Annotated in this window: 13 protein-coding genes and 1 tRNA gene; 7 read left to right on the plus strand and 7 right to left on the minus strand. The window is 56.8% G+C overall.

Annotated elements, in window-relative coordinates; translation table 11 throughout:
* Positions 1-31: 31 nt before the first annotated feature.
* Positions 32-2,167 (minus strand): ornithine decarboxylase, encoded by a 2,136-nt coding sequence (locus tag PUP35_RS18310; RefSeq protein WP_274240802.1) that lies wholly within the window; start codon positions 2,165-2,167, stop codon positions 32-34.
* 181 nt (positions 2,168-2,348) lie between these two features.
* Between PUP35_RS18310 and PUP35_RS18315 the strand changes: the two genes are divergently transcribed.
* Together PUP35_RS18315 and PUP35_RS18320 are read left to right on the plus strand one after the other, a co-directional pair.
* On the plus strand, positions 2,349-3,062 hold the full coding sequence (locus tag PUP35_RS18315) for a DUF554 domain-containing protein (RefSeq protein ID WP_047173584.1): 714 nt from the start codon (positions 2,349-2,351) through the stop codon (positions 3,060-3,062).
* Between the two features lie 95 nt (positions 3,063-3,157).
* Positions 3,158-3,233 (plus strand) — tRNA-Phe (locus PUP35_RS18320).
* Between the two features lie 140 nt (positions 3,234-3,373).
* Here PUP35_RS18320 and PUP35_RS18325 read toward each other — a convergent pair.
* The gene (locus tag PUP35_RS18325; protein WP_115876385.1) at positions 3,374-3,766 is read right to left on the minus strand and encodes a hypothetical protein; all 393 of its coding nucleotides are present in this window, start codon (positions 3,764-3,766) and stop codon (positions 3,374-3,376) included.
* Positions 3,767-4,058: 292 nt separating this feature from the next.
* On the minus strand, positions 4,059-4,586 hold the full coding sequence (locus PUP35_RS18330; RefSeq protein WP_274243304.1) for a LuxR family transcriptional regulator: 528 nt from the start codon (positions 4,584-4,586) through the stop codon (positions 4,059-4,061).
* 278 nt (positions 4,587-4,864) lie between these two features.
* Here PUP35_RS18330 and PUP35_RS18335 point away from each other — a divergent pair, with 278 nt between their 5' ends.
* From PUP35_RS18335 to pgaD, 5 genes are all read left to right on the plus strand, one after another.
* A complete protein-coding gene (locus tag PUP35_RS18335; protein WP_127732290.1) occupies positions 4,865-5,113 on the plus strand; it encodes a hypothetical protein in 249 nt (82 codons plus the stop codon).
* A gap of 145 nt (positions 5,114-5,258) precedes the next feature.
* On the plus strand, positions 5,259-7,697 hold the full coding sequence (gene pgaA / locus PUP35_RS18340; RefSeq protein WP_274240807.1) for a poly-beta-1,6 N-acetyl-D-glucosamine export porin PgaA: 2,439 nt from the start codon (positions 5,259-5,261) through the stop codon (positions 7,695-7,697).
* Positions 7,698-7,705: 8 nt separating this feature from the next.
* On the plus strand, positions 7,706-9,643 hold the full coding sequence (gene pgaB / locus PUP35_RS18345) for a poly-beta-1,6-N-acetyl-D-glucosamine N-deacetylase PgaB (protein WP_274240809.1): 1,938 nt from the start codon (positions 7,706-7,708) through the stop codon (positions 9,641-9,643).
* Positions 9,636-10,964, plus strand: a complete 1,329-nt coding sequence (gene pgaC, locus PUP35_RS18350) for a poly-beta-1,6-N-acetyl-D-glucosamine synthase (RefSeq protein WP_274240811.1) — start codon at positions 9,636-9,638, stop codon at positions 10,962-10,964. Before pgaB ends, pgaC begins: the two co-directional genes overlap by 8 nt.
* Positions 10,964-11,395: a poly-beta-1,6-N-acetyl-D-glucosamine biosynthesis protein PgaD gene (gene pgaD, locus PUP35_RS18355; protein WP_126534059.1), complete on the plus strand. Its 432-nt coding sequence runs from the start codon at positions 10,964-10,966 to the stop codon at positions 11,393-11,395. The genes pgaC and pgaD overlap by 1 nt, the downstream gene beginning before the upstream one ends.
* Positions 11,396-11,447: 52 nt before the next feature.
* Here pgaD and gss read toward each other — a convergent pair whose 3' ends face one another.
* The 4 genes from gss to PUP35_RS18375 form a co-directional block, all read right to left on the minus strand.
* Entirely contained in the window at positions 11,448-13,310 is a 1,863-nt protein-coding gene (gss, locus tag PUP35_RS18360) for a bifunctional glutathionylspermidine amidase/synthase (protein WP_274240816.1), read from the minus strand.
* Between the two features lie 110 nt (positions 13,311-13,420).
* Complete coding sequence (locus PUP35_RS18365) at positions 13,421-14,398, minus strand: ABC transporter ATP-binding protein (RefSeq protein WP_274240818.1); 978 nt, start codon at positions 14,396-14,398, stop codon at positions 13,421-13,423.
* Entirely contained in the window at positions 14,395-15,372 is a 978-nt protein-coding gene (locus tag PUP35_RS18370; RefSeq protein ID WP_274240820.1) for an ABC transporter ATP-binding protein, read from the minus strand. The genes PUP35_RS18365 and PUP35_RS18370 overlap by 4 nt, the downstream gene beginning before the upstream one ends.
* The gene (locus PUP35_RS18375) at positions 15,365-16,210 is read right to left on the minus strand and encodes an ABC transporter permease (protein ID WP_115876267.1); all 846 of its coding nucleotides are present in this window, start codon (positions 16,208-16,210) and stop codon (positions 15,365-15,367) included. Before PUP35_RS18375 ends, PUP35_RS18370 begins: the two co-directional genes overlap by 8 nt.
* Position 16,211: the final 1 nt, after the last annotated feature.

Here is a 16,211-nt window from a genome sequence, read left to right on the forward strand (position 1 = left end):
GAGAGGGTTAGGGTGAGGGCAGCAGCCCGCACTATCTCAGTACATACCCATATATCCGCTTAATCCCGTCGGCATCCTTCTCGCTGTAAACGCCCTGCAGTTCCGGCGAGAAGCCGGGCAGCAGGTTGATGCCCTCCTCCAGCGCCAGGAAGTAACGCTGTACCGCCCCGCCCCAGACTTCACCCGGCACCACGCACAGCACGCCTGGCGGATAGGGCAGCGCCCCTTCGGCAGCAATTCGCCCTTCGGCATCCCGTATGCGAACCAGCTCCACGTCGCCTCGAATATAGGCCCGGTTCGCATCCTGCGGGTTCATCACCACCTCAGGCAGGCTCTCCTTGCGGAACATCGCCTTCTGCAAATCCTTCACGTCGAAGCTGACGTAGAGATCGTGCATCTCCTGACACAGCTGGCGAAGGGTGTAATCCCGGTAGCGCACCGGGTATTTCTGAAAAATCGTCGGCAGCACGTCCGCCAGCGGCGTGTCGTCTTCAATATGCTGTTCAAACTGGCCCAGCATCGCCACCAGCTGTGCCAGCTTCTCGCTGCTTTCGGCAGGGGTCAGCAGGAACAGGATCGAGTTAAGGTCGCATTTCTCCGGCACAATGCCGTTTTCACGCAGATAGTGCGCCAGAATCGTCGCCGGGATACCGAAATCCGTGTACTCGCCGGTTTCGGCATCGATGCCCGGCGTGGTCAGCAGGAGCTTGCACGGGTCGACAAAGTACTGCTCGCTTGCATAGCCCTCAAAGCCGTGCCATTTGGCCCCCGGCTCGAAGCTGAAGAAGCGCAGCTCGCTGGCAATGGCGTGCGTCGGATGATCCTGCCACGGCCGCCCCGCCACCACCGGTGGGATAAACGGTTTGATCATATGACAGTTGGCAATGATTGCCTTGCGCGCTTCAATACCCAGCTCGACGCACTCCGCCCACAGCCTGCGTCCGCTTTCCCCTTCGTGGATCTTGGCATTCACATCCAGCGCTGCGAACAGCGGATAAAACGGGCTGGTGGAGGCATGCAGCATAAACGCGTTGTTCAGCCGCTTGTGCGGGCAAAAACGCGCCTGACCGCGAATGTGGTTATCCTTTTTATGGATCTGCGAGGTTTGCGAGAACCCGGCCTGCTGTTTGTGCACCGACTGGGTCACGAAAATCCCCGGATCGTTCTCGTTCAGCTCCAGCAACAGCGGGGACGTTTCCGCCATCATCGGAATAAACTGCTCGTAGCCCACCCAGGCGGAGTCAAAGAGAATGTAGTCGCACAAATGGCCGATCTTATCGATCACCTGACGGGCGTTGTAGATCGTCCCGTCGTAGGTGCCAAGCTGAATGATCGCCAGGCGGAACGGACGTGCCTCATCGGCCTTCTCCGGTGCCGCCTCGCGGATAAGATCCCGCAGATACGCATCGTCAAAGCAGTGGTCGTCAATTCCGCCAATAAAGCCAAACGGATTACGCGCGGCCTCAAGATAAACCGGCGTGGCGCCCGCCTGGATCAGCGCCCCGTGGTGGTTAGATTTGTGGTTATTGCGGTCGAACAGCACCAGGTCGCCGCGGGTCAGCAGCGCGTTGGTCACTACCTTGTTGGCCGCCGACGTGCCGTTCAGCACGAAGTAGGTTTTATCCGCGTTAAATACTTTCGCCGCGAACTTTTGCGCGTGCTTAGCGGAGCCTTCGTGGATCAGCAGATCGCCCAGCTTCACGTCGGCGTTGCACATGTCGGCGCGAAACACGTTCTCACCGAAGAAATCATAGAACTGTCGCCCTGCCGGGTGCTTTTTGAAAAAGGCGCCGTGCTGGTGGCCCGGACAGGCGAAAGTGCTGTTGCCCATCTCCACATACTGGCTCAGGGTGTCGAAAAAAGGCGGCAGCAGGTTCTCTTCGTAACGGCTGGCAGCGCTCTCCAGTTCCAGAAACTGCTGAGCTTTGCCCGAGATGACCGCGGTGGCGCCGTCGGGCACCTCCGTTGGCTCCGGAGAGAAAATAAACACCGGCAGCTGAAAGCCCGTGCCTTTCAGCAGTGCAAGGATACCGCTGCGGCTTTCAGCCGTTGTGATGACGACGGCCGCCACATCGGTAAAATCAGTGCTGTCCAGCGTCACCTTTTCGCGGTGCGTAGACACAGTGGAGAGCAGCTCGCGGCTGACGGCAATTTTCATGGTTTTCATAGGCGCAGTTACCCTCACCGGGCGGTGAGACAGGGAGGAGAAAATTCGCGCAATAATGTCACCTTTTATTTTGAGGTGCAAGAAGGAATCAGTATGCACGAAATCAGCCAAAGCTAAGGCCAGCAAAGCCCTGCCGTGCCATAATAATGCAATATCAATGATTAAATAACAGGAGTTAACTTTGGTTATCGGGCCATTTATTAACGCAGGAGCCGTATTGCTGGGCGGCGTACTCGGCGCCGTGCTGAGCCAGCGGCTCCCGGAGCGGATTCGCACCTCCATGCCCTCAATATTCGGCCTGGCATCGTTAGGGATTGGTATTCTTCTGGTGATCAAATGCGCCAACCTGCCGGTGATGGTGTTGGCTACCCTGCTCGGCGCGCTGATTGGCGAATTTTGCTATCTGGAAAAAGGCATTAACAGCGCGGTGAGTAAAGCCAAAAACCTGATAGCCCGACCGGGAAAGGCGAAACACGGCACGCACGAGACGTTTATTCAGAACTATGTCGCCATCATTATTCTGTTTTGCGCCAGCGGCACCGGGATTTTCGGTTCGATGCAGGAAGGGATGACGGGCGACCCGAGCATTTTGATTGCAAAAGCGTTTCTTGATTTCTTCACCGCCACTATTTTTGCCACCACGCTCGGCATTGCCGTGGCGGCGATTTGCGTCCCGATGCTGCTTATCCAGCTGGCACTGGCTACCTGTGCCACGCTAATTCTCCCGCTAACCACGCCGGCAATGATGGCAGACTTTACCGCCGTCGGCGGCCTGCTGCTGCTGGCTACCGGGCTGCGCATCTGTGGGATCAAGATGTTTGCCGTGGTGAATATGCTGCCCGCACTGCTGCTCGCCATGCCGCTCTCCGCGCTCTGGACGCACTTTTTCGCTTAAGGATGCGGCGAAATGGTGAGAGATTGCGCAGTCTGTAACGAAAACAACATTTTTCGTTGACGCCACCGGGCAGATCGGGTTTAATGCGCCCCGTTGCCCGGATAGCTCAGTCGGTAGAGCAGGGGATTGAAAATCCCCGTGTCCTTGGTTCGATTCCGAGTCCGGGCACCACTATTTAAAGAACCCGCCCAAAAGGCGGGTTTTTGCTATATGGCTACGGCCGATTTCTGGGCGCTGATAAGCGTGGCTTTAATGCAGGCACGCTTACGATAATAGTCCGGTAAGTTAATACAGGCGGTGGCTCTTTTTTATCACTTAATTTTGCCGGATAAATTGCTGACCTGATTTGAAAGGTTGTCGTTGCTCCGCTTCATGTCATCAAGGCTTCTTTGCAATCGCTCGATCTTACTCTCCTGCTCAGAATTCTTTCTCTCAAGCTGTAAAACCTTCTGAGTTAGCTCATCGACTTTGCGGTTGTCGGACTTCATCTTCCTCAGGCTATCCTGCATCTCCTTTAGATCCTCCCCCCTGAAATTAGAAGGCTCTATTTCATCTGCACCATAAATTACCGGGATATATCCACTATTAAAGTTGCTGGGTTCGATACTAACCTGAACTTTATTTTGCCCCGTAGAGTGCGCGTAACCTATTGAAGAAAAATAAAAAAAAGAAACAACACACAGACCAGACAGATATTTATTCATTTCTAACGTCCTTTTAAATTTTTCAATCACTTCCAGGAGTCTCATTCTGGTATCACCCGCTCAGGATAAAACACTTGGCTTAGCCTCAGGGAGTTCATAAACGGGGTTAAAGAGCAGAAGACACTTTTCGTTTTTCATTATAATACGCGTTTCCTCTCCCCCAAAATCCAACCGCCACCCGCTCATTTTCTGCCACCTTACATCCGCCGGCATCGAGAAAAGTGCGTTACCACGCACCTTATTAACGAACCCGCCCTCGTGGCGGTTTTTTGCTTTTGAATTCCTGACAACTTTAGGGATCGTTCCCACCTGTGCCCAGCAGTTTATTTTTGAAGATAAACAGACACGCCTCATTGAAGGTCTCCGCCCCCAGGCGTTCCGAGAGCGCCGTACGTTTGCGGTAGAGACTTTTCACTGACGTATTCAGTTCGCCTGCAATCTCCTCCATTGACATGCCTGCCCTCAGCAACCGCAACATGATCGTTTCATGCGTGCTCAGCCGTAAATTCAGCAGCCACTTCGTGGTCAGGCGCCTGCCCTTCATATTGAGCACCAGGTTAAACAGCGAGGCCATGTCCGGCGCCGTCAGCGATGTGTTCATAAACAGCTTCATACTGAGCAGATTCTCCTCGCGATGGCGCATATCAAGCATAACGCAGCAAATCGTTTTTCTCGTTCTGGCCGGATGGCGTATCAGGTAATCATATAAACGAAGCGGCGCACGACTATCAATCAATACAGAATATTCATCTGCACCGTTATCAAATATGTTTCTGTCAATCGAATCGAGCAGGATAATATCCGGAAAAAATATCCGCATCCCCCTGACAAGGTAGCGATCCTGAGTCACTAACACTATTGAAGTTGCCACTAACCATCCCTTTTAGATTAAAGCAAGAACGATCCCTCAGAAAGAAGGCCGCCTTCGTTTTATAGCGCTGTTATATTAACGACAAATGTATTCTGGCTTTGGACATCCCTCAATACACACATTGATGAGTAAGACTTCCTGTAGACTATCATTCAATGTCTGCCTTTAATTATAAATAAAAAACAATCCCAGAAAAGTCACTTCTCTAAACATTAAGAATTTTTGTCATGAAACTTCCCAAACATGCACCAGAAAGTACTTTAATTGAGGCAAATATGCGTCATTTAAAATATATACAAAACTGTCACAATAAAAATAAAACCACTATATTTCAATGTATTACAATTAACGACTCAATTCAAAATAAACACAAAAAACTGCTCATTACAGAATTATCTCAAAACTACACAGCAGCTTTTCAGCATATTTATCCGGCAACATATCAGGTGTACATTACCTCCCATCAAGACCACTGAGATGAGGTTTCATAATTACCTTTAAGTAAGTACCCCATAACGTTACTGCATTCAGATTTAATGTTCCCATTTATGGCCTTTAACGCAGAGTTAAAAGGCGGCCGTGTTATGCAATGGATTCATGATAAACAAATGGCAAATAGATATGGAAAGATCGCTTCGCTTAAGTACATTATTCTTTTATCGCACCCCAACATTATTGTTTCTATTATTACTCTTTCCTGTTCTGGTTCAGGGTTCGGAATCCGTTTATGAGCAACAGATTCAACAGGCGCGTAACGGTAATTACACGTCGTTTCTCGATTATCTTCAGCGTTATCAGCAGCAGCATGCCCTGACGCCTGAACACGTTGCGGACTGGTTACAGGTGGCGGCCTGGGCAGGTCATGATGACGAGGTTATTCAGATCTGGCAGCGCTACAGCATTTATATGCCGCTGCCCGCCCGTGGCGTTGCGGCTGTCGCACAGGCCAGGAGAAATCAGAAAGCGTGGCAGCCAGCTCTGGCGCTCTGGAAAGAAGCGCTGAGCCTTGCGCCGGATAACGACGATTATCGTATCGGCTATATCAAAACCCTGGCCGATGCACGTAAAAATACGCTTGCCCTCAAGGAAGCCCGACAGCTGGTGGCGGAGGATCCCTCTCAGGCGCATCTTCAGACGCTGGGGTATGTCTGGTTACGCCAGGGAAAAAGCTGGGATCGGCTTTTAGCAGACACGCGCGCGCTGAATATCGCGCCAGAAAATCACGCGCTTCTTCGCGAGCTGATCGACGCGCTAACGGATAACCGGGTCAATACTCCCGCTCTCCAGCTTTCAAAAAAGGTGGCGCTGTCCCCAGCGGAGCGTCGTCGTCTAGAGCTGAATGCAGCAGCCGAAAGCGTTCGCCTTGCAGATGTGCCTGGCAGAACAGAAAAAGAGCGCCTGCAGCTTGCGCAATCCGCACTGAATCGTTACGACGCGCTGCTGTCTCGCTGGCAAAGCGAGCCGCAGGCGGCGGAAGACATTATCCTTGCGCGTATCGACCGACTCGGCGCGCTGTATGCCCATGCTGATTACCGGCAGGTCATCAGTGAATATCAGGATCTGACGGCAGCCCGGCATCCAGTGCCGGGCTGGGCAATCGGCTGGGTGATCTCGTCCTACCTCCAGGAGAAAAATACCGCTGCCGCCTTCTCGCTTCTGCATCGCTATCCGCAATACTCATCTGACCCGCAGGACGAAGAGCATGCGCTTTTCTACGCCTGGCTGGATACGGGAGAGTATCAGGCCGCCCGCCAGTACGTTGAGCGCCAGACCCGCAACGTCCCCTGGACCCGTTACGATTTCGGCTCCCCTACCCCTCAGCCGAACGATCGGTGGCTTGCCGGCCAGTCGCTCCGTTTTAACTATTTGCTGGCGACGAATGCACTGCCGGAAGCCGAAAAGCTGGCGCGACGTCTGGCGACAACCGCGCCGGGCAATCAGGGATTGCAGATTGACTACGCCACGCTGCTTCAGGCGCGAGGCCTGCCGCGCGCGGCCGAGCAAACGCTGAAAATGGCGGAGGCGCTGGAGCCCTCGAATCTGGAGCTTGAGCAGCAGCAGGCTTACGTCGCCATGGATCTGCAGGAATGGCGGCAGATGGATTTACTGGCTGACGACGTTATCGCCCGCGCGTCGCGCGATCGCAGCGCAAGGCGTCTGGACAGGCTCCGCACCGTCCACCATATGTCCGAGCTGCGCCTCAACGCGAGCAAGGGTTTGCACTCCGATAACCCCGTCAGCGGGACGCACGACCTCAACTGGGACGCCACGCTCTATGGCCCACCCGTGGCGGATAGCTGGCGGCTGTTTGCCGGCACCCGCTATGCCGAAGGTAATTTCGATGAAGGCAAAGGCTCCAGCCGTCACCTGTTGGGCGGCGTCGAATGGCGGCCACGCAATCTCCAGCTCGAAGCCGAACTCTCCAGCAACCGTTATCACGGGGCAAACAAGCCGGGCGCTCGACTCTCAACAACGTACTTTGTCACCGATAACTGGCATGTCAGCGGCAGCCTTGAGCGCCTGTCGCGCACCACGCCCCTGCGGGCGTTACGCAACGGGATCAACGCCAACCGGGGGGAAGGCGGCGTGCGCTGGTATCAAAACGAGCGTCGTGAGTACCAGTTCAGCGCCGCCCTCAGCCGCTTCTCGGATCATAACCGCCGCCAGGAATACACCCTCACGGGCAAGGAGCGTCTCTGGCAGACCCCGTCACTGACGCTGGATCTCGAACCGGGGATCGCCGCCAGTAAAAATAGCCTGCGGGACACGCTCTACTACAACCCGGCGCGGGATCTCTCCGTGACGGCGGCCCTGGCCGTTGACCATGAGATGTACCGCCATTACGACACCCTCTGGAGCCAGCAGTTCGTGGCGGGAGGCGGCAGCTACTGGCAGAAAAATCAGTCCGCTGGCGCCATCGCCCTGCTGGGTTACGGACAGCGCGTTCAGTGGAACAACGTTATTGATACCGGCGTGATGCTGAACTGGGATAAACGCCCTTACGACGGCAAACGCGAGAGCAACCTCTCCGTCACGTTAGACGCGACTTTACGCTTTTAAGGATGATTATGCTTAACACACGTTTTTCCGCGAGCCTGATACTTCTCGGCTGGCTCTGCCTCAGCGCGAGCGTCTGCGCGCAGGCATTTTCATTTATTGCGCCCAAAGCGCGGCCACAGCTGGAGGCGAGCAAACCCTGGCCGCAGAACCAGTTTCTGGTGCTGGCCTACCACGATGTAGAAGACGATGCCGCCGATCAGCGCTACCTCTCCGTGCGTACCAGCGCACTAAACGAGCAGATAAGCTGGCTGCTGCACAACGGTTATCACATCATCAGCGTGCAGGACATTCTGGATGCCCATAACGGGAAAAAAACGCTGCCGCCGAAAGCCGTTCTGCTCAGCTTTGACGACGGCTACAGCAGCTTTTACACCCGCGTCTGGCCGCTGCTTCAGGCGTGGAACGTCCCTGCGCTCTGGGCGCCGGTGGGCAGCTGGGTGGATACGCCGGAAAATCAAAAAGTTAACTTCGGCGGTCTGATGACGCCCCGCGATCGCTTCGCGACGTGGGACATGGTGCGCGAGCTCAGCCGGTCCCCGCTGATTGAGATCGGATCGCACACCTGGGCCTCGCATTACGGCATTCCGGCCAACCCGCAGGGCAGCCGCGAACCTGCCATCGCCAACCGCTTTTATGATAAAGCCACGGGCCGCTATGAAACCGATCGGCAGTTCAGCCAGCGGATCGGCGATGACGTTCGTAAAGTGACTGAAAAAATCACGCAGGTAACGGGCAAGGCGCCGCGCGCCTGGGTCTGGCCCTACGGCGCCGCCAACGGCACGTCGCTCGCGATCGCCAGACAGCAGGGTTATCAACTGGCCTTTACCCTTGAGGACGGGCTGGGAAATGTGCAGGAGCTGGGGAACATCCCTCGTCTGCTGATCGCCGGCAATCCCTCGCTCAAGGCGTTTGCCAGTACGGTAAGCCAGGTTCAGGAGCACGATCCCGTTCGAGTCATGCACGTCGATCTCGACTACGTTTACGATCCCGATCCGGCCCAGCAGACCCAAAACATCAACAAGCTGATCCAGCGGGTCTACGACATGAAAATCAGCCATGTTTTTCTGCAGGCGTTTGCCGACCCGCAGGGCGACGGCAGGATCAAGGCGCTCTATTTCCCCAACCGTCGTCTGCCGGTCCGGGCCGATCTCTTTAATTTTGTCTCCTGGCAGCTGCAAACACGCTCGGGGGTGAAAGTCTTCGCGTGGATGCCGGTGCTCTCGTTCGATCTTGATCCTGCCCTGCCGCGCGTGCAGCGCCGGGATCGTCAAACCGGCCAGCTGCGCGAAGCCACCGAGCCCTATATCCGGCTCTCCCCGTGGGACCCGCAGGTGCGCCAGCAGGTAACGGACATCTACGAAGATCTGGCCCGCTATGCCAGCTTCAACGGGATTTTGTTCCATGACGATGCGGTGCTGACGGACGTGGACGATGGCGGACAGGACACGACTCGCCAGAAGAGCCAACTGCTTATGGGGTTTACCCACGCCCTGAGCCTGGCGGTGAAGCATATCCGTGGCCCGCAGATAAAAACCGCGCGCAACATGTTCGCCCTACCCATTCTTCAGCCGGAAAGCGAAGCGTGGTTCGCGCAGAATCTTGACGATTTTCTGGCGGAGTATGACTGGACGGTGCCGATGGCCATGCCGCTGATGGAGTCCATTTCGGCTGACGAGAGCGATGCCTGGCTGACGCGTCTGGTTAAAGCGGTCGCCACACGTCCCGGCGCGATCGATAAAACCATTTTTGAACTGCAGGCCAGGGACTGGGATAAGAAACCGCAGCGCGCCGTTTCTGATAGCCAGCTTGCGCAGTGGATGCGCGTGCTCCAGCTGAACGGCGTCAAAAACTACGGTTACTACCCCGATGATTTCATCCACAACCAACCTGATATCTCACGCATCAGGCCTGTATTTTCTTCGTACTGGTACCCTGACAATGACTGATCGCATTATCGCCTTTTCCATTTTATGTCTGGTATTCGGGTTGCCGTTAGGCGTGGCCGCCCTCTTTACCGGCGAGCTGATTCTGGATTTTGTGTTCTTCTGGCCGCTGTTCATGTCCGTGCTCTGGATAACCGGCGGGCTCTATTTCTGGTTTCAGCTTGAACGCCACTGGTCGTGGGATAAAGAGACGCCCGCCCCGACGCTCGCCGGTGAGCCGCTCATCTCCATTCTGATCCCTTGCTTCAACGAGGAACGAAATGCCCAGGAGACCATCAGCGCCGCGCTGGATCAGCGGTATGAAAATATCGAGGTTATCGCCATCAACGACGGATCGTCTGACAACACGGCGGAGGTATTGCAGGCGCTGGCGCAGGAACATCCGCGCCTGCGGGTGATTAACCTCGCGGAGAACCAGGGGAAAGCGCTGGCACTCAAAGCCGGAGCAGCGGCGGCCCGGGGCGATCTGCTGGTCTGCATTGACGGCGACGCCCTGCTCGACCGCGATACGGCAGCGTATCTGGTGGCCCCGCTGATTCAGTATCCCCACGTCGGGGCGGTCACCGGGAACCCGCGTATTCGCACGCGCTCCACGCTGATCGGCCGCATTCAGGTGGGCGAGTTCTCTTCGATTATCGGGCTCATCAAGCGGACGCAGCGGATCTATGGTCGGGTCTTTACCGTCTCGGGCGTCATCGCCGCCTTTCGCCGACAGGCGCTGGCGGACGTCGGGTACTGGAGCCCGGACATGATCACCGAAGACATCGACATCAGCTGGAAGCTGCAGTTGCGCCACTGGGATATTTTTTTCGAGCCGCGGGCGCTGTGCTGGATCCTGATGCCGGAGACGCTCAAGGGCCTGTGGAAACAGCGTCTGCGCTGGGCCCAGGGCGGCGCGGAGGTGTTTCTGGTCAACCTTCGCAGGATTGTGCGCTGGGAGCATCACCGCATGTGGCCCCTGTTTCTTGAGTATGCCCTGTCAACACTGTGGGCCTTCGCCTACGCGATGACGGTGCTGTTATTTATTCTCAGCCATATCGCTCCTGTTCCTGCCAGGCTGACCGTGGAGAGCCTCTTTCCACCGGAGTTTACCGGGCTACTGCTGGGCGTGATGTGCCTCCTGCAGTTCCTCGTCAGTTTGTACATCGAGCGGCGCTATGAACGGAAGGTGGCCAGCTCGCTTTTCTGGGTGATCTGGTTTCCGATGGTGTACTGGATGATCGGCCTGTTCACCACCCTTGTCGCATTTCCAAAAGTCATGCTTAAACGCCAGCGCGCCCGCGCGCGCTGGATCAGTCCGGACCGGGGAAAAGGACGCATTTAATGAACGAAAATACCTTAATTCTGACCGAACATCGGCTGTTGCCACGTCTTTTCGATGCCGCGTTAACGCTGGTGGCGTGGGGAGGCTTTCTGTTTTTCCTGTATGCCCGGCTCTGGATGCAGCTCACCGAGGAGAGCGACCACCGCTGGGGCGTCATTATTGCGTCTTTTAATACGGTGTTGCTCTACCTGCTGTTTGCCGCGCTCAACGGCTGGCTGCTGATTTTGTGGTATCAGTACAATCGCCGTCGGGCCCACGTGAGGCGGCGTCAGCCTGGCTATTTTCATCAGGAGGAGCTGGCCCGCAGCTTTAATGTCTCACCGCAGATCATCTCCGAGATGAGCCAGTACAACCTGCTGACGGTCTATCATGACCAGATTGGCCGCATCATCGATCTGAAGATCAACGGGCAGGAAGAGGAAGAACAGTAACAAAAAGCCCCCGCAGGATGCCCTGCGGGGGCTTTTTTATTGCGGGTAAGAGCTACTTATCTTTAACCACGATCAGCGGCTCAATATCGCTCTCTTTCTTCACCACCAGCGAGTCATCGCCGCGCAGACAGGTCCCACCGTAGTTCCCGCCCACGGTAAAGGTACAGACCTGAATGTACTTGCCGTCGACGTTTGGCAGGCACCACAGTTGCTGGTAGATGTTTTTACGGTCGACAAACTTGCCGCTGGATTTATCCAGCAGTTCGTCCTGGGCGCTAATCAGGTCGATATTGCTGCCGCAGCGTCCGGCAATCGGCTTGGCGGCGTATCCGGTCTGCTTCAGCAGATCGTTGACCTCAAAATCGGTGTCGAGCAGGTAACGATGATTCGGGAACAGTTGCCACAGCACCGGAAGAATCGCCTTGTTGCCGGGAATGACGGTCCACAGCGGTTCAAAGACCAGCACCTCCGGGCGCAGCAGGACGTCAATCAGGCGCACTTCGCCTTCAGGATGTCCGGTGCGGATCGGCACGGCGGCATATTCGGTTTCGCTGACCTCACGGATCTGCTCAATCGCCGTTTCCCACGCCCAGGTCTTCCACACGCAGTTGACGTGGCGACCTTCGTCGTCAATCAACTGTCCGGCGGCATCCCAGCTGAGCGCCCCCAGCCCGTGGAGGATTTTGGTCTCGAACCCGGCCTGCATCAGCGAACGCTGAATAAAGAGCGCGTGATAGTCCTCTTCGACATCGTTGTCCTGCATGATGTGGACGAATGGCCGGGCGTGGCTGTGCTTCCAGGCGCCGGTCAGCTCTTCCAGCAGGCCTTCCGCCGGGTTATGCCCGTTGCCGCGATAGCCGTTTTTCACCCACTCTTCGAGAATCAGCCCGCCCTCGGTATGGCAGGAGGCGGAGTCGGCGTTGTACTCGTAGACCTTGATGCCGCGCTCATCCATGCAGAAATCCATACGACCGGTGATCATATGGTGACGACGCCACTGCCAGGAGAGGCGCAGGCGCGGCCAGAGGATTTTCGGGATGTCGAAAAGCGCCAGCAGGCTGTCGTCTTTCAGCACCTTGTCCGTGGCGTGCAGGTACATCAGATGCAGTTCGTTGGTGGCCTTGATCAGCTCCTGTTCGGCGCTTTCGGTAATGGTGAAGTACTGGCAGGGATCTTTGTTGATCACGTGGCCGTTGGCGCGGATATACGCCTGCTGCAGCGCGTCATTTTCGTTGAGCCACTTGCCGTCGAACTGACGTTTGTTTTTCAGCCGCGCGCCGCTGATTTTCAGCAGTTCACCGTCGATTTCCGGCTGGGGAATGCTGTGTTCCGTATCCTCGGTCTGGATCATCCAGCCGAGAATTTCCGTGTCGCTGAAGGTGTCGTGGAGGGTGTAACACCCGTTCTCCACGCTCAGGCGCAGCTCGCGCGTCCACTGCTGCCCGAGCGGCAGCGGGGAGTGAATCACGTTCTGCTCCGCAATACGCACCCTATCGTCCAGAAGCTGGGTGATCACCGCCACGTGGCCGGTCTCGTGAAACTCGCCGCCCTTTTGCCAGATCAGCAGCGCTCCGGCGCGCGGGGCGCGTTTTGAACCGTTGGCAAAGGCCTGAAGGGGCAGAATGTTATCGTTCACCACCTGACGCAAAAAGCGCAGAGAGAAGATCTCCCACGCCATACCGACGTCGGTAAACACGAAGCCATAGTTGAGGAACAGGAAACGGCGGGCAAACTCAACGCACTGCCACTTGTGGCCCATGTATTCGTTGCCGATGTAGCTGCGAAAATCCGCGTCTTCCGGGTATTTTCGCGGGTCCAGACTGCCGTAATTTGAAGAGTAAATCGCCACGCCACCGGGCGCATAGCCTAACAATGTCCCGAATGGCGCATCACTGCTTAACTTTCCTTTACGCATGTATCCAACCTAAAACAGGCAGGCGGCAATTTTTTATGGGTTGTCGTCGTCTGCACGTTGTAATTAACCTGACAGAGGGACATTTATCATACACCTGCGCGGCGCATTAACTACATGTTAAACAGCCAGCACGCCGCGAAATGCCCTGGCGCGATATCCTGCATCGCAGGCTCCTGCGTCTGGCAAACCGGCATGGCGTGCGGGCATCGGCTGCAAAACTTACAGCCCGGCAGCGCGGACGTAGGGCCGGGCATTTCACCGCGCAGGGTTGCGTCTTCAAGGTTGCGAATCCGCGGGTCGGGCTGGGGAACAGCCGCCAGCAGCGCGCGGGTATAAGGGTGCGCCGGACGCTGATACAGTTCATTCGCCGGGGCCACCTCCACCAGTTTACCGAGATACATCACCCCAATGTGGCTGGAGATATGGCGCACCATCGAGAGATCGTGGGCGATAAACAGATAGGTCAGCCCCAGCTCCTGCTGCAGGTCCTGCAGAATATTCACCACCTGCGCCTGCACCGAAACGTCCAGCGCCGAGAGCGGCTCATCGCACAGCACAAATTCGGGACGCACGGACAGCGCGCGGGCAATACTGATGCGCTGACGCTGCCCGCCGCTGAACTCATGCGGGAACCGTTCAAGGTGTTCCTGCTTCAGCCCCACTTTGTAGAGCAGCGTTTCCGTCCGTTCCCGCTGTTCTTCACGGCTGTAGCCGTGGATCTGCATCGGCTCGGCCACCAGCTGTCGCACCGTCATGCCTGGGTTGAGCGAGGAGTAAGGATCCTGAAAAATCGCCTGCATCCGCTTGCGCAGCGGCTTGAGTTCTTTTTCGCGGGCGTGGGCAATCGCCTGCCCGGCGAAGTGGATCTCGCCCGCGGTAATATCGAAAAGGCGCAGAATGGCGCGTCCGAGCGTCGATTTCCCGCAGCCGGACTCCCCCACCAGGCCAAACGTCTCGCCGGGCTGGATATCAAAGCTCACGCCATCAACCGCCTTCACGGCCGCGCCTTTACGCAGCAGACCGCCGTTAAGCTGATAGTGCTTGCGCAGATCGCGCACGCTCACTAATGGTGCCTGTTGTTCACTCATGCATGAGTCTCCTTATCGGCCCATAGCCAGCAGGCGGCGCGATGGCCCTCTCCGGCGGTGTAAAATGCGGGCTGCCGTTCACACTGGGGCATGCGTTTTGGGCAGCGTTCGGCGAACGGGCAGCCCGGCGGCGGGTTAAGCAGGCCGGGCGGCGAACCTTCGATCGGCGATAGACGCTGATTGACCTCATCCGGGCGCGGCAGCGAGGCCAGCAGCCCCTGGGTGTAAGGATGCGCGGGGCGATAAAAGATGTCCTCTACGCTGCCCTCCTCCATCACCAGCCCGCCGTACATCACCACTACGCGGCTGCAGACCTGCGCCACCACGCCGAGATCGTGGGTGATCAGCAGAATCGCGGTTTGGGTCTGCTGCTGCAGGCTTTTCAGCAAACGCAGGATCTGCGCCTGAATGGTGACGTCCAGCGCGGTGGTCGGCTCATCGGCAATAAGCAGCTTCGGGTTGCAGGAGAGCGCAATGGCGCTCATCACCCGCTGGCGCATCCCACCGCTGAACTCGTGAGGATACTGGTCGTATCGGCGTTCCGCCTCGGCAATCCCCACCTGTTCCAGCATGGCGATCGCCGCCGCTTTGGCCGCTTTTTTCGACAGCTTTTTATTTCGCACCAGGATCTCAGACATCTGCTTGCCGATAGTGAGCACCGGGTTCAGGGCGGTCATCGGATCCTGAAAAATCATCGCGATCTCGTTGCCGCGAATAGCGCGCATCTGCGCAGGGGTTTTCTGCGCCAGATCGTCATTCTGGAAGCGAATGCTGCCGCCGGTGATCCGTCCGTTGCTCCCCAGAAGCTGGATAATCGACTTACAGGTGACGCTTTTTCCGCAGCCCGACTCGCCAACAATGCCGACAAGTTCTCCCGGCTGCACCTGAAAGCTTACGCCGCGCACCGCGTGAACTTCACCCTCGCGGGTGCGGAAAGTAGTTTGCAGGTTATCAAGCGCTAATAAGCTACTCATCGCGATTCGCTCCCGGCTCAAAGGCGGTACGGAAGACATCGCCGAGCACGTTAAAGCTGAACACCGTCAGCAGGATCAGGATGCCGGGGAACATCGCCAGCCACGACGCTTCGCCAATATAAGACTGGGCGTTGTTGAGCATGCTTCCCCACGACGCCGCCGGCGCCTGCACACCCAGCCCTAAGAAGCTGAGCGTCGACTCCATCAGAATGGCCGAGGCGATATTGAGCGTGGCGGCCACGATAATGGTCGGCAGCACGCCGGGAATAATGTGGCGCACGATAATACGCAGCGGGTTTTCCCCCGACGCGCGGGCATAAAGCACGTACTCGCGCTCTTTCACCGACAGGGTTTCTGCCCGCACCAGCCGCGACATGTTCATCCACGTCAGCAGGCTGATGATCAGAATTATGTTATCCACGCCCGGCTTGAGGTAAGCATTCACCACCAGCAGCAGGAAGAAGGCCGGAATGGCCATCAGGATATCCACGGCGCGCATCATCAGGTTATCCAGCCAGCCGCCAAAATAGCCGCTCACCGTGCCCACCACCGTGCCGATAAGCGTGGAAAAGAGCATGGCGAGAAAACCGACCATCAGGGAGATCTGGCCGCCATAAAGCGCGCGGGTGAAGTAGTCGCGTCCGTACTCGTCGGTGCCGAACCAGTGTGCGGCATCCGGCGGTAACGTGCGTGCGCCGAGCGCCATCCGATCCGGATCGTACGGACTTAACCCCGCACAGAGCGCGGCGACAATGAAAATAAAAAGCACAAACAGGGAGAACTGCGCCGGACGGTTGCGGCGCAGCTGGTGACGAACCTGCTGCCAGCGTCTGCTCATC

This window comes from Enterobacter sp. S-33 (genome assembly GCF_028735835.1).
Classification (GTDB): domain Bacteria; phylum Pseudomonadota; class Gammaproteobacteria; order Enterobacterales; family Enterobacteriaceae; genus Enterobacter; species Enterobacter vonholyi.